The 14097-nt window shown below is 73.9% G+C and carries 12 protein-coding genes; all 12 read left to right on the plus strand.

Features of this window, described 5'->3' with window-relative positions; translation table 11 throughout:
• Nucleotides 1–3: 3 nt before the first annotated feature.
• The 12 genes from AB0C59_RS21050 to AB0C59_RS21105 all read left to right on the plus strand — a co-directional run bounded on the left by AB0C59_RS21050 (nt 4) and on the right by AB0C59_RS21105 (nt 14001).
• Nucleotides 4–1395, plus strand: a complete 1392-nt coding sequence (locus tag AB0C59_RS21050; RefSeq protein WP_363006700.1) for a lysine 2,3-aminomutase — start codon at nt 4–6, stop codon at nt 1393–1395.
• 115 nt (nt 1396–1510) lie between these two features.
• A complete protein-coding gene (locus tag AB0C59_RS21055; protein ID WP_363006702.1) occupies nt 1511–1747 on the plus strand; it encodes a hypothetical protein in 237 nt (78 codons plus the stop codon).
• The gene (locus tag AB0C59_RS21060) at nt 1747–4002 is read left to right on the plus strand and encodes a heavy metal translocating P-type ATPase (RefSeq protein ID WP_363006704.1); all 2256 of its coding nucleotides are present in this window, start codon (nt 1747–1749) and stop codon (nt 4000–4002) included. Before AB0C59_RS21055 ends, AB0C59_RS21060 begins: the two co-directional genes overlap by 1 nt.
• On the plus strand, nt 3999–4550 hold the full coding sequence (locus tag AB0C59_RS21065) for a copper chaperone PCu(A)C (RefSeq protein ID WP_363006706.1): 552 nt from the start codon (nt 3999–4001) through the stop codon (nt 4548–4550). Before AB0C59_RS21060 ends, AB0C59_RS21065 begins: the two co-directional genes overlap by 4 nt.
• A gap of 78 nt (nt 4551–4628) precedes the next feature.
• On the plus strand, nt 4629–5321 hold the full coding sequence (locus AB0C59_RS21070) for a hypothetical protein (protein WP_363006708.1): 693 nt from the start codon (nt 4629–4631) through the stop codon (nt 5319–5321).
• A gap of 173 nt (nt 5322–5494) precedes the next feature.
• Nucleotides 5495–6124 carry a sigma-70 family RNA polymerase sigma factor gene (locus AB0C59_RS21075; protein ID WP_363006710.1) on the plus strand — a complete coding sequence of 210 codons (630 nt, stop codon included), beginning with the start codon at nt 5495–5497 and terminating at the stop codon, nt 6122–6124.
• A gap of 225 nt (nt 6125–6349) precedes the next feature.
• Nucleotides 6350–7429, plus strand: a complete 1080-nt coding sequence (locus AB0C59_RS21080) for an ABC transporter substrate-binding protein (protein ID WP_363006712.1) — start codon at nt 6350–6352, stop codon at nt 7427–7429.
• 2 nt (nt 7430–7431) lie between these two features.
• Nucleotides 7432–8505, plus strand: a complete 1074-nt coding sequence (locus tag AB0C59_RS21085; protein WP_363006714.1) for an iron ABC transporter permease — start codon at nt 7432–7434, stop codon at nt 8503–8505.
• Nucleotides 8502–9293, plus strand: a complete 792-nt coding sequence (locus AB0C59_RS21090) for an ABC transporter ATP-binding protein (protein WP_363006716.1) — start codon at nt 8502–8504, stop codon at nt 9291–9293. The genes AB0C59_RS21085 and AB0C59_RS21090 overlap by 4 nt, the downstream gene beginning before the upstream one ends.
• A 178-nt stretch (nt 9294–9471) precedes the next feature.
• The gene (locus AB0C59_RS21095) at nt 9472–10881 is read left to right on the plus strand and encodes an MFS transporter (protein WP_363006718.1); all 1410 of its coding nucleotides are present in this window, start codon (nt 9472–9474) and stop codon (nt 10879–10881) included.
• Between the two features lie 16 nt (nt 10882–10897).
• Nucleotides 10898–12724 carry an asparagine synthase (glutamine-hydrolyzing) gene (gene asnB / locus AB0C59_RS21100; protein WP_363006720.1) on the plus strand — a complete coding sequence of 609 codons (1827 nt, stop codon included), beginning with the start codon at nt 10898–10900 and terminating at the stop codon, nt 12722–12724.
• A gap of 11 nt (nt 12725–12735) precedes the next feature.
• Entirely contained in the window at nt 12736–14001 is a 1266-nt protein-coding gene (locus AB0C59_RS21105) for a cytochrome P450 (RefSeq protein WP_363006722.1), read from the plus strand.
• The last annotated feature ends 96 nt before the right edge of the window (nt 14002–14097 follow it).

The following is a 14097-nucleotide window of genomic DNA, read 5'->3' on the forward strand; positions in this document are numbered from 1 at the left end:
CCGATGCATGCCGACCTGGAGCAACCGTACAGCTACCGATACCGCGAACCCGTCGAGCCGGACTGGCGACGCCTTCCGGGCTGGCGAGGCGTCACCGGGCAGGAGTGGCGCTCCTTGCAGTGGCAGCGCGCCCACTGCGTCAAGAACACCCGCCAACTGCGCGCCGTACTCGGCGACCTGGTGTCCGAGACGTTCTACACCGACCTGGAACGCGACCAGCGCGAGACCGCCACCATGTCGCTGCTGATCACCCCGCACATGCTCAACACCATAGCCCCGGGCGACGACGGGCGCGGCGGCCCGGGATCCCTGACCGACGCGTTCCACACCGACCCCGTACGCCGCTACATGCTGCCCGTGCGCAGCGACCGCCGCGCCGACTTCCCCTCCCACCCGTACGCGCACAGGGACTCGCTCCACGAGCGCGACATGTGGGCCACCGAGGGGCTGACCCACCGCTACCCGACCAAGGTCCTCGCCGAACTCGTCGCCACCTGCCCGCAGTACTGCGGGCACTGCACCCGGATGGACCTGGTCGGGAACCCGACACCGCAGGCCGGCAAGACCCGGTTCTCGCTGCGGCCCACCGCCCGCCACCAGGCCATGCTCGACTACCTCCGCAAGAGCCCGGGCGTGCGCGACGTCGTGGTCTCCGGCGGTGACGTCGCCAACGTGCCCTGGCCCCGGCTCGAGTCGTTCGTGTCGGAACTGCTGGACATCGAGTCCATCCGGGACATCCGCCTGGCCAGCAAGGCCCTGATCGGGCTGCCGCACCACTGGGGCTCGGACGAGGCCCTGGCCGTCATCGAACGGCTCAGCGCGAAGGCCCGCGCGCGAGGTGTGCAGATCGCGCTGCACACGCACGCCAACGCCGCCCAGCAGATCACCCCGGCCGTATGCGAGGCCTCCTCGCGGCTCCTGGCGGCCGGACTGCGCGACATCCGCAACCAGGCGGTTCTGATGCGCACGGTGAACGACACCCCCACCGCGCTCCTCGACCTGTGCTTCGGACTCCTCGACGGCGCCGGGATCATGCCCTACTACTTCTACCTGTGCGACATGATCCCGTTCAGCGAGCACTGGCGGACCTCCGTCGCCCAGGCCCAGGACCTCCAGCACGCGATCATGGGCTACCTCCCGGGCTTCGCCACCCCCCGGATCGTGTGCGACGTGCCCTTCGTCGGTAAGCGCTGGGTCCACCAACTCGCCCACTACGACCGGACCCGCGGCATCTCGTACTGGTCGAAGAACTACCGCACCGGCTTCGACGACACCGCGCCCGAGGACCTGGCGCGGACCTACGAGTACTACGACCCCATCGACACCCTGCCGCCCGAGGGCCGCCAGTGGTGGCTCGACCACGCCCCCGCACGGCCGGATTCCGGTTCCGCGTAGGGATGTGAGGGGCGCCACGCGTATCGACCGGAACCCGGCCTCCCGCGACTCCGACTCCTGAGGCGGTACGGAGCGACTCAGCGACTCCGTACGACGTGATCTGGAGGCGCGCTCGATGGACGAGTCCCGGCAGTACCCCTCCGGCGCGGGCGCGGTGCCGCCGAACCGCACACCTCCGCCCGTCCTGTGGGGATTCGTTCTTCTGCTGGCGCTGGTGTTCACGGTGTCGTACGCGGTCGGCGCCGCCGCCGGCCCCGTCGCGCCCGGCATGCACCACGGCGGCACGAGCGGGCGCGACGGCGACCCCGGCCGGGACGGCGGCATGGAGGACATGCACGGGGCGGGCGGCTGATGGGCGCGGAACCGGTGACGGCCCCGGTGACGACCGAACTGACGGTCGGCGGGATGACCTGCGCGGCCTGTGTGCGGCGTGTCGAGAGGAAGCTCGCCAGGCTGACCGGGGTGATCGCCGAGGTCAACCTGGCCACCGGGCGGGCCCGGGTCAGCCATCCGGCGCAGGTCGGCGTCGAGGAACTCCTCGCGACGATCGAGCGGGCCGGATTCACCGCGGCTCTCCCCGCGCCGCCCAGGAAGCGGGGGCCCGAGGACGGCGGCGAAGCCGAAGCGGGGACGTCCGAGCGGGACCGGCTCCTGATCACGGCGCTGCTCGCGCTTCCGGTGCTCGTGCTGTCGATGGTGCCCGCTCTGCAGTTCCGCGACTGGCAGTGGCTGTGCTTCGTGCTGGCCGCGCCGGTCGCCGTGTGGGGCGCCTGGCCGTTCCACGCGCGTGCGGTGCGCGGGCTGCGGCACGCGGCGGCGACCATGGACACGCTGGTGTCGCTGGGCGTGGCGGCCTCGTTCGCCTGGTCGGCGTACGCCCTGTTCCTCGGCGGCGCGGGGGAGCCGGGGATGCGCATGCCGTTCTCCCTCGTCCCGTCCGCCTCGGACGGGGCCGCGCACCTCTACCTCGAAGCCGCCGTCGGCGTACCGCTGTTCGTTCTCGTCGGGCGGTTCCTGGAGGCCCGGGCCCGGCGCGGCACCGGAGCGGCGCTCAGGTCGCTCGCGGCGCTCGCCGTCGACGAGGTCGCGGTCCGCGAGGACGGTCACGAACGCCTTGTCCCCGTCGAGCGGTTGACCCTGGGGCAGGAGTTCGTCGTACGGCCGGGGGAGCGGGTGGCCACGGACGGGGACGTGGTCGAGGGCAGTTCCGCGCTGGACCTCTCCCTGATCACCGGCGAGAGCGAGCCGGTCGAGGTCGAGCCGGGTTCGGCGGTGGTCGGCGGGGCCGTGAACGCCGGCGGGCTGCTGCTGGTCAGGGCCACGGCCCTCGGCGCCGACACCCGGCTCGCCCGGATCACCCGGCTGGTGACCGAAGCGCAGGCCGGGAAGGCGCGCGCGCAGCGGCTGGCCGACTCGGTGGCATCGGTCTTCGTGCCCGTCGTGCTGACGCTGGCCGTCACGGCACTCGGCTTCTGGCTCGGCGCCGGAGCCGAGCCGCAGGCCGCGGTCACCGCGTGCGTGGCGGTCCTGGTCGTGGCCTGCCCGTGCGCGCTCGGCCTGGCGACGCCGACCGCGCTGATGGCCGCGACCGGGCGCGGAGCCCAACTCGGTGTCCTCGTCAGCGGCCCGCAGGCGCTGGAGGGGTTGCGGCACATCGACGCCGTCGTGCTGGACAAGACCGGGACGCTCACCTCGGGCCGCATGACCGTGGCCCGGGTCACGGCCGTTCCCGGCGGAAGAGGGAGGGACGCGGTGCTGCGCCTGGCCGGCGCGGTCGAGAGCGGTTCCGAGCATCCGCTGGGCCGAGCCGTCACCGCGTACGCCCGACGAGCGGCGGAGGGTCAGCCGCTGCCCCGGGTGCACGAGTTCGCCGCACTGCCCGGCCGCGGGGTGCGCGGCCGGATCGAGGGCCGGCTGGTGGAGGTCCACGCGCCGGACGGCGCGTTGCCCGCGGAGCTCACCGACGCCGTGACCGTGACCGAGGCCGCGGCCCGCACACCCGTCGTGGTGTCCGTGGACGGCCTGGCCGAAGCCCTGATCGAGGTCGGCGACACCGTACGTCCCGACGGCTACCGCGCCGTGGACCGCCTGCGCCGTCTCGGCGTCCGACCCGTGCTGGCCACCGGTGACCGGGAGGCGCCCGCGCGCGCCGTGGCGTCGGCACTGGGCATCGACGAGGTACGCAGCCGCTGCTCCCCGGAGGACAAGGCCGACCTCGTGCGGAGCCTGCGGCAGCACGGACACCGGGTCGCCGTCGTCGGCGACGGGCTCAACGACGCCGCCGCGCTCGCCGGTGCCGACCTCGGCATCGCCATGGGCGACGGCACCGACGCGGCCGTCGAGGCGGCCGACGTGACGCTGGTGCGCGGCGACCTCGGCGCCCTGGCGGACGCGATCCGCCTGGCCCGGCGCACGGTGGGCACCATCCGCGCCAACCTCGTCTGGGCGTTCGGGTACAACGTCGTCACCGTGCCGCTGGCCATGGTCGGCCTGCTCACTCCGATGCTCGCCGCGGCCGCCATGTCGGCCAGTTCGGTGCTGGTCGTCGGCAACAGCCTGCGGTTGCGTGCCTGGCAGCCGCCGTCCGCCCGGAGGCGTACACGATGACCCGGCCCAACCCCTGGCGGCCCTCGCGCCGCCGACTCACCGACACCCTGCGGGCCGCTCTGGCGCCCGTCGCCGCGTGGATCCTCGCCCTGGCGGGTCTCACCGCCTGGGTCGGGGCAGGGGAGGCGGGCAGCCCGGCGCGGATCACCGTCTCGTCCGCGCGGGTCTTCCTGACGTACGGCGCGAGCACGGAGACCGCGGCGTTCTTCGACCTCCGCAACCGCGGTGGGGCCGACGACCGCCTGGTCGGGGTGACATCGCCCGCCACGCGAGGCGGGACGGAGCTCAGCCGGCACCGCGTCTCGGCGAGCGGAGCCGGCTACAAGGGCGAGGTCCCCTCGGTCACCGTCCCCGCCGGCGGCCGGCTCACCATGTCCCCGCACGGCGTGGATGTGACCCTGCGCGCCGGGGACGGCTGGCGCGTGGGCGACCGTGTGCCGTTCACGCTGCACTTCGAGCGCGGCGCGCCGGTCCGGACGTTCGCCTCGGTGGTCCGTCCCGGGGAACCGCCGGCGCCGCGGGGTGATTCCTCGTCAGATGTCGGGTAGGAACCATCGTCCGCGGCGCCCGGTCCACCGCCGCACCGCCGCATGACGACCGACGTCCGGATGCGAGGATGAGACGCCATGACAGCAGGGTGGTGCGCTCGCACGTCGAGGGCCGCGGTGTTCGCGGCCCTGTGCGTGCTGCTGGCCGCCCTGGGCCATGTGCTCATGTCCGGCAGCGACGTGCCCGCCTGGGCGCTGGCCGCCGGTGGAGTCCTGAGCGGCGCCCTGGGCCTGTGCCTGGCCGGGCGTGAGCGCGGGCTGGCGCTGATCGTGACGGTCGTGGTCGCCGCCCAGACGGTGCTGCACGAGGCGTTCTCCTACGCCCAGTCGACGTCCGGTGCGTCCGGCGGCCCGGCTCCCATGGACATGCGCGGCATGAGCGGCACGGCCATGGGATCGATGCCGACGGACTCCATGGACATGGGCGCCCTGCCCATGAGCCACATGGACATGCACCACCCGGGCCACCTGGGCCCCATGGGGCACTCCATGGCCGGCGGCACCTCGTCGCTCGGCATGCTCGCCGCCCACCTGTTCGCCGCGCTGCTGTGCGGGCTGTGGCTGGCGCTCGGCGAGAAGGCCGCGTTCCGGATCCTGCGGGCGGCGGCCGGCCGGCTCGTGGCGCCGCTGCGCCTGCTGCTCGCGCGGCCCCTCACCCCGCACCGCCCGCGTCTCCCGCGGCGACGCCGCTCGGACCGGGCGCCGCGCCTTCTCCTGCTCGTCCACGCGATCACTTCCAGGGGTCCGCCCGCCGGAGTGGCTGTCGTCTGACGACAGCTGGTTCCCCGGGGCCGCCCGTCGGCGCCCCGGGCCACGGTCGTGCGATCACGCGGGTGCCTCGGCGCCGCGCGGCCGCGCGGCCGTCCTCCCACTTCACCGGACCGCCCGCGCCGCGCCCTGCCGCGCCCCGGTCCGGATCACGGTCGACCGGAGAAGGACACCAGGTGACTACCTCTGCCCTGCGCACTTCGCGCACCTCGCGCGCCGCAAGCGACAAGACGCAAGCACTCGACGACTCGATCACCGCATGGGCGCTGGCCGCCCGGGGCGGCGACACCGACGCGGTCGAGCAGTTCGTGGCTGCCCTGCACCGGGACGTGCAGCGCTATGTCGCCCATCTGTGCGCCGACCCCCAGGCCGTGGACGACCTGGCCCAGGACACCTTCCTGCGCGCGCTCGGCAGCCTGCACCGGTTCGAGGGGCGTTCCTCGGCGCGGGCGTGGCTGCTGTCCATCGCCCGACGCGCGGTGATCGACAGCTACCGGTACGCCTCGGCCCGGCCGCGTCTTTCGGACACCCAGGACTGGCAACTGGCCGTCGAACTCGCCCAGCCGTGCGACCTGCCCGGCTTCGACGACGGTGTCGCACTGCTGGATCTGCTGGACTCGCTGCCCGACGACCGCCGGGAGGCGTTCGTCCTCACCCAGCTGTTCGGCCTGCCCTACGCGGAGGCGGCCCTGGTGAGCGACTGCCCGATCGGCACGGTCCGCTCCCGCGTGGCCCGTGCCCGTTCCGCGCTGATGGATCTGCTGCACGAGGCGGAGCTGCCCGCCGCGCAGGCGGCCTCCGCCTGACGAGCCGGGGTGCCGCTCCCGCCCCGGAAGCGGGACCGGCACCCCGACGTCGTGCTTCGTGCCGACCCGGCAACGCGACCGCGCCACGGGCCGCCTGCCGCGCGGGCGCGGAGAACCCGTGAGCGCTCCCGCGAACCGGCCGGGAACTCATGGGGCGTGCGATCCGACTTCTGGAGCGGGTGACGGACGTTCGCCCGTGTACCGAGTGAATCCAGGAGTTGTTCGATGCGTTCTCGTGTGAGGGTCGGCACGGCGGCCGTCGTGCTGGGCAGCCTGCTGCTGGCCGGTTGCGGCGACGGGGGGCGGGGCCCGGCGGACGAGAGCACGCGGCAGGCCGGGAAAGCCGGATCCGGTGCCTACCCCGTGTCCGTCACCGACTGCACGGGCGCCAGGACCACCTTCTCGGCCGCCCCGAAGCGGATCGTCACCAGCAACGCCTCGGGCCTGGAACTGCTGCTGCGCCTCGGCGCCGGCGACAAGGTGATCGGCACGGGCTTCCCCCCGGGCCGGGGGACCCTGCCCGGCCCGCTCGACGCGCAGGCCCAGAAGGTCGAGGTGCTCAGCCGGAGCGTGATCCCGAAGGAGAAGCTGCTCGGCTCCGGCGCCGACCTCTACCTCGACACCTTCGCCTCCATGGGGGGCATGGGCGGCGGGGGGATGTCCGACGCGCCCACGGCCGAGGAGTTCAAGGCCGCCGGGATCGAGCACGTCTACCTCAAGTCGACCGCCTGCGCGGCCCGCGGCAAGGCCCCGCTGACCGACCTGTCCGCGGTCGAGGCCGACATCACCGCACTCGGCGCGATCACCGGGACGGGCGCGAGGGCGAGGGAACTCGTCGCGGGGATGAGGGAGAAGGTGGACGCCGTCCACAGGGCGGTCGGCGGCACGGCCGAGAGCGCGCGGCCGACGTACTTCTTCTTCGACTACGACGCCGGCACCAAGCAGCCGAGCGTCACCTGCGACCGCCAGATCGCCAACGCCGTGATCGCCCTGGCCGGCGCGCGCAACGTCTTCGCCGACTGCGAGGGCGACTTCAAGCAGGTCGGCTGGGAGGACGTCATCGCCAGGAACCCGGACTGGATCCAGCTCGGGGTGCGCGACCGCGGCAGTCGGGCGGCGAACGAGAAGGCGTTCGACGAGGCCGCGCGGTGGTTGCGCGCCAACCCGGCCACCAAGGGCCTCCAGGCGGTCAGGAAGAGCCACCTCCTGCGCATCGGCTCCGAGCGGACGACCATCGCCGGAGTGGGGAACGCCGACGCCGTCGAGGAGATCGCGAAGACCCTGTACCCGGGCAAGGTCGGCTGATCATGGCATCCAGGCTGGTGCTCCGGAGGGCCGCCGCCTCGCGGGAGCGCGGCACCGTGCCGGTCGGGCCTGCGGCGGCTGTCCTGGCCCTGGCACTGCTCGCCGCTCTGACCGCGGCCGTGGCCTGGGGCTCGACGTCCCTCACGGCCGGGGAGGTGTGGGGTGTGGTGTGGCGGCGGCTCTGCGGCGAGGCGCCGCGGCCCGGCACGAACGACCTCATCGTCTGGCAGCTCCGGGTCCCCCGCGCCCTGCTCGCCGCCCTCGTCGGAGCGGGGCTCGGCCTGGTCGGGACGGCGGTGCAGGCACTGGTGCGCAATCCCCTGGCCGATCCCTACCTCCTGGGCATCTCCAACGGCGCCTCCCTCGGCGCGGTCGCGGTGATCGTCCTCGGCCTCGGCACGGGCGGGGCCCTCGGCCTGGGCCTGTCCGGGGCGGCCTTCGCCGGAGCCATGGCGACCTTCGCGCTGGTGTGGGCGGTGGCCCGGCGCGGAGGAGGGTTCGCACCGCTTCGCCTGGTGCTGGCCGGTGTGGCGATCGGGCAGTTCCTGTCCGGGTTCACCAGCTACCTGGTGCTGCGGGCCGGGGACGAGCAGCAGACCCACGGCGTCCTGTTCTGGCTCATGGGCAGCCTCGGCGGAGCGACCTGGGAACTGATCGCGGTGCCCGCGGTGGCCGTGCCGCTCGCCGCGCTGTGGCTCCAGGCTCGCGCCCGCGGGCTGAACGCGCTGCTGATGGGCGACGAGACGGCCGCCGGACTCGGCATCGACGTCACCCGGCTGCGCCGCGAGCTGTTCACCGTCACGAGCGTGCTGACCGGCGTCCTGGTGGCGGTGTCCGGCGCGATCGCCTTCGTCGCGCTGATGGTGCCGCACGCCTGCCGGCTGGTCGTCGGCGGCGACCACCGTCGCCTCCTGCCGCTCTCCGCGCTCTTCGGCGCGGTGCTCCTGGTCGTGGTCGACCTCGTGTGCCGTACGGCGATGGACACGCAGGAGCTGCCGGTCGGCGTCGTGACCTCCCTGCTGGGGGCGCCGGCTCTGCTCTACCTGTTGGACCGGCGTCTGGAGAGCGGCAGTTGAGGATCGACATCGAGGACCTGCAGGTCGCCTACGCGGGCCGCACCGTCGTCGCGGGCGCCCACCTCGTCGCGGCCGAGGGGGAGATGACCGGACTGGTCGGGCCGAACGGCAGCGGAAAGTCCACCCTCCTGCGCACGGTCTACCGGCACCTGCGCCCCACCGCCGGGCGGGTGCTGCTGGCCGGCACCGACCTGCGCGAGCTGACACCGGCCCGGTCCGCGCGGCATGTGGCGGCCCTCCCGCAGGAGCGGGGAGCCGATTTCGAACTGACCGTTCGCGAGGTCGTCTCGATGGGCCGCACGCCCTACAAGCGGGCCTTCGCCGGGGAGGACGACGCCGACCGGGACATCGTCGCGCGGGCACTGGCGGACGTCGGCATGGCGCGGCAGGCCGTGCGCCGCTTCACCGCCCTGTCCGGTGGAGAACGCCAACGCGTGCTGCTGGCACGGGCGTTCGCCCAGGACCCGGACGTCCTGGTGCTGGACGAGCCGACCAACCATCTCGACATCCGCCATCAGGTCGAGCTGCTCGCCCTGCTCCGGGCCCGACGCCGCACGACCCTGGTGTCCCTGCACGACCTCAACGCCGCCGCCTCCCTCTGCGACCGCCTGCACGTCCTGCACGCCGGAGAGGTCGTCGCCTCCGGCACGCCGCGCGACGTCCTGACCCCCGCGTTGCTGGCGGAGGTGTTCGGGGTGCGGGCGGCGGTCGTGGAGCACCCCCTCACCGGCGACCCGCTGATCGCCTTCGACCACCGGGTGTCCGCGCACGAGACGGTGACGACGTGACGGCCGGCGCTCACGCCCGGCGATGACCGCGGCCGGGCGGGACGTCCGTCGCGTCCCGCCCGACAGGCCCTGGTCCCGACTTCCTGGATCCTGGCGGGAACTCATCCGTGATCCCGGCCGACTTGTGGGACGAGGTTGCTGTCCGGCAGCCCACCGACGAACGTGAGGGGCGGCAGCGGTGACGTGCCACGGACCCGGCTCGCAGCGGCCCGACCACGCCGACCCGCAGGAGCGCTGGCTGCTCGTCGCCGTGGCCGGTGTGCTGTCGTTCGTGGCGATGCTCGACATGAACATCGTCAACGTGGCCCTGGCGGATGTCTCCGACGGTCTGCACGCCTCCGCCGCCACCGTCCAGTGGGCGGTCCTGGGCTACCAACTTCCCGTCGTGGCCTTGTTGTTGCCGGTCGGAAGCTGGCTGGACGGGACCGCGGCGCGCTCCGCCGTCCTGGTGGCGACCGCCGGATTCGGCCTGTGCAGTGCCCTGGCGGCCGCCGCCCCCTGGGTGGCCTGGCTGATCGCCGCCCGCCTCGCCCAAGGGGTGTTCGGGGCCGTGCTGTTCGTCCTGATGCCGGTGCTCGCCCTGCGCTCGGTCCGGCCGGAACGGCGCGGGCGGGCCATGAGCGTGCCCGCGACGCTGGGCCCGCTGGGCGCGGTGACGGGCCCTGCCGTGGGCGGACTGCTCCTGGACCACCTCGGCTGGCGCTCCGTCTTCCTGGTCAAGCTCCCCTTCTGCCTGATCGCCCTGGTGGTGGCATGGCGCGCGCTGCCGGCGGACGCGGGCCTGCGCCGCCCCGACCGGCGGTCGGTGCGGGACGCCCTCGTGGGCGGCACCGGGGTGGCCCTCGTGCTGCTCGCCCTGACGATGGCGTCGAGCAGCCCGCGATGGCTGGCGATCGGGCCGGCGGCCGTGCCCTTCCTGTGGTGGTGGCTGCGGGGGCCCGCGGGCCGTTCGGTGGCCGGTGCCCTGCGGACGGCGGGCCTGTTCCAGGCGCATGCGGCCGTGCTGGCGCTGGCCGCCGCGTTCGCCGCGATGCACTACGTCGTCGCCCTGCACCTCCAGCGTGACGACGGAGCCGGCGCCACCACGACCGGACTGACCGTGCTCGCCTTCCCGCTCGCCATGGGGCTGGCGAGTCCGGTCGGTGGTCGCCTGGCCGACCGGTACGGGGCCCGGCCTCTCGCGATCGCCGGCGCCGCGCTGACCGCCGTCGGCCTGCTGCTCCTCGTTCCGCCGGCCGGTGACTGGTCACCGGGAGGTGTCGCCTGGCGACTGGCTCTGGCCGGAGCCGGCATGGGCCTGAACGGCGGCCCCACGCAGGCCCTGGTGATGGGTGCCGCCCCACCGGATCGCACGGCCACCGTCGGGTCGTCGGTGCAACTGGCCCGCAGCCTCGGCTTCACCCTCGGCCCGGCGCTGGCCATCGCCGTGTGGGGCATGGTCGGAGGCGATCGGGGAGTCACCGCCGGGCTGGCGCTCGCGGCCCTGGCCGCCGCTCTCGCCGTGGCCCTTCTGGCCGTGCACCGGCCACGTCCCCCGTCCGTGCCCGAGGAGCCGACCCCAGCGGCTTCCGCCTCCCACCGCCCCTGACCGAGGAGTTCTCCCCATGTGCGGAATCACCGGCTGGGCGTCCTTCCACCGAGACGCCCGCCTCCACGCCCCGGTCATCGAGGCCATGACCGCCACGCTCACGCCTCGGGGCCCCGACGCCTCGGGCGTCTGGCTCGGCGAGCGCGCCGCGATCGGCCACCGGCGCCTGGCCGTCGTCGACCCGGTCGGCGGCGTGCAACCGATGGCCGACCGGCCCGACGAGCCGGCGTGCGTGCTCACCTACAGCGGCGAGGTCTACAACCACCACGACCTCCGGGCCGAACTGCGCGGCCGGGGCCATGTGTTCCGCACGCGCAGCGACACCGAGGTCGTGCTGCGGGCCTACGCCGAGTGGGGCGAGGACCTGGCCGAGCATCTGGAGGGCATGTTCGCCTTCGTCGTCTGGGACGAGCACGCCCAGCGGCTGCTGCTGGTCCGCGACCGGCTCGGTGTCAAACCCCTGTTCTGGGCCGCGATCGACGGCGGCCTCGCCTTCGCCTCCGAGCCCAAGGCCCTCTTCGCCCACCCCGAGATACGGCCCCGTGTGGACGCCGACGGTCTGCGGGAGGCGTACAGCCTCGTGTTCGACACCGGCCCCACGGTGTGGTCCGGCGTACGGGAGGTCGACCCCGGCGGGCTGCTGGTCCTGGACCGGAACGGCATCCGCGAGCGCCGGTACTGGCACCTGGAGGCACGGGACCACACCGACGACCGGGAGGCGACGGTGGAGCGCGTCCGGGAGCTGGTCGGCGCGGCGGCCCGCAGCCGGCTCGGAGCCGACGTCCCCCTGTGCAGCCTGCTCTCCGGCGGCATCGACTCCACCGTACTGACCGCCCTGCTCGCCGACGAGATCCGGCTGCGCGAGGGCTCGCAGGCGAGGATCCGCTCCTACGCCGTCGACTACAGCGACCAGGCGGAACGGTTCACCGCGGACGTGCTGCGCACCGGCCACGACACCCCGTTCGCCATCGAGGCGGGTGCCTTCATCGGCACCGACCACAGCACCGTCGTCCTGGACCCGCACGCCCTGCTCGACCCCGAGCACCGCAGGGCGGTCGTCGTGGCCCGCGACTCGCCCATCGGCGTCGGCGACATGGACACCTCCCTGTACCTGCTGTTCGGCGAGCTGCGCGCGCACTCCACCGTGGCCCTGTCCGGGGAGGCGGCCGACGAGGTCTTCGGCGGCTACCCCTGGTTCCACCGCCCCGAGGCGCTCGCCGCGCCGACGTTCCCCTGGCTGCTGGTCACGGGCGACGAGGCCGCCATGCCCCTGAACCCGGAACTGGACCTGCGCGTGGGCGAGTTCCGCGAGGAGACGTACCGTGCGGCACTGGCCGCCGTGCCGCACCTCGACGGGGAGACGCCCACCGAGCACCGGCAGCGCGAGATGCAGCACCTGTCCCTGACCCGCTGGCTGCGCCAGCTGCTGCACCGTAAGGACCGGCTCAGCATGGCCCAGGGGCTGGAGGTCCGCGTCCCGTACTGCGACCACCGGCTTGTCGAGTACGTCTTCAACGTCCCCTGGGCGCTGAAGAGTTTCGACGGCCGTGAGAAGAGTCTCCTGCGCGCGATGGGGGCCGGCCTGGCTCCGGACTCGGTCCTGCGCCGCCCCAAGAACCACTACCCGGCGACCCACCACCCGGACTACAACCGCGGCCTGCAGGACCTGGCGCGTGAGGCCCTGGCCGTCGAGCAGGTGCGCGCCCTGGCCGACGAGGCACGTATCAAGCCCTGCCTCGACACCCCGCCCGACCGGCTCGACTGGGGCCACCGCCTGCGCCTCGAACGTGTCGTCGACCTTGCCCTGTGGCTGGATCACCACCAGCCCGAACTCGTCCTGTGAGGAAGCCCCCCATGACGGTCCAGGAACCGAAGCCCGCCCCGGACGACAGGGACGTCCTGCCCGACCCCGTGCCGCTGACGGGATGCCCCTACAAGGCCGACCCCTACCCGCTGTACGAACGGATGCGCGACGCCGGCCCGGTGCACCGCGTGCTCTTTCCCAGCGGGGTCGAGGCCTGGCTCGTCACGGGCTACGACGCCGCCCACGCCGCCCTGAACGACGAGCGCCTGGGCAAGGACCACCGCCGCGGCAACGACCGCTGGCGAGCCCGGGCGTCGATCATGCCCGAACCGCAGCACTCCCAGCTTCAGGTCCACCTGCTCCACCAGGACCCGCCCCGGCACACGCACATGCGGCGCCTCGTCGCCGACGCCTTCGCCCCCCGCCGGATCGAGAGCCTGCGCCCACGACTGCGGGAACGCGCGGACGCCTTGATCGACGCCCTTCCCGAGAGCGGCCCCGCGGACATCGTCGCCGGCTTCGCCGCACGGTTCCCCTTCCAGGTCCTGGCCGAAGTGATCGGCCTGCCCGGCGAACTGGCGGCCCGCTTCGACCGCGACTGGGGCAAGGTCGTCCAGCCGGTGGGTCCCAACGACCCGCGCCGCCCGCTGTACGAGGCCCGTCTGCACGGCCTGCAGGCGTACATCGCCGACGTCGTCGCCCACAAGCGAGACCAAGGGGAGGACGACCTGCTCAGCCGGCTCGTCGTGGCCCGCGACCGGCACGAACTGTCCCAGCAGGAGCTGGACTCGATCGTCTTCCAGCTCCTGGTGGCAGGCCAGGAGCCGGTGACCAACCAGATCACCACGGCCCTGATCGCCCTGTTCCGCCATCCGGACCAGCTGGCCCGCCTCCGCGACGAGCCCGGTCTGCTGCCCCGCGCGGTGGAGGAACTCCTGCGCTACGACAGCGCCTTCGAGCTCACCACCTGGCGCTTCTTCGACCAGGACAGCGACCTTCACGGGACGGGCGTCCCGGCGGGAGACTCGGTGATCGTCTCCCTGTGCGCGGCCAACCGGGACCCCCGCCGCTTCCCCGACCCGGACACGCTGGAGCTCGATCGCAGCCCCAACGCCCACCTCGCCTTCGGCCACGGCATCCACTTCTGCCCCGGCGCCGCCCTGGCCCGCACCGAACTCCAGATCGCCCTCGACGCGATGCTCACCCGCCTGCCCGGCCTGCACCTGGCCATCGGCGACGAGGACATCCCGTGGATCCCGGCCGTCCTGGGCCGCGGTGCCGACCACCTGCCCGTCGGCTACGACCGACGCCTGTGACACCGGCCGCCGCCTGACCGGCTCCGGGCGGGACCGCCCGGAGCCGGTCCCGGCCGACGCACACCCTGCCGACCACGGCGCCCGGCCTCCCCCGCC

The organism is Streptomyces sp. NPDC048664 (genome assembly GCF_040650555.1).
Classification (GTDB): Bacteria; Actinomycetota; Actinomycetes; order Streptomycetales; family Streptomycetaceae; genus Streptomyces.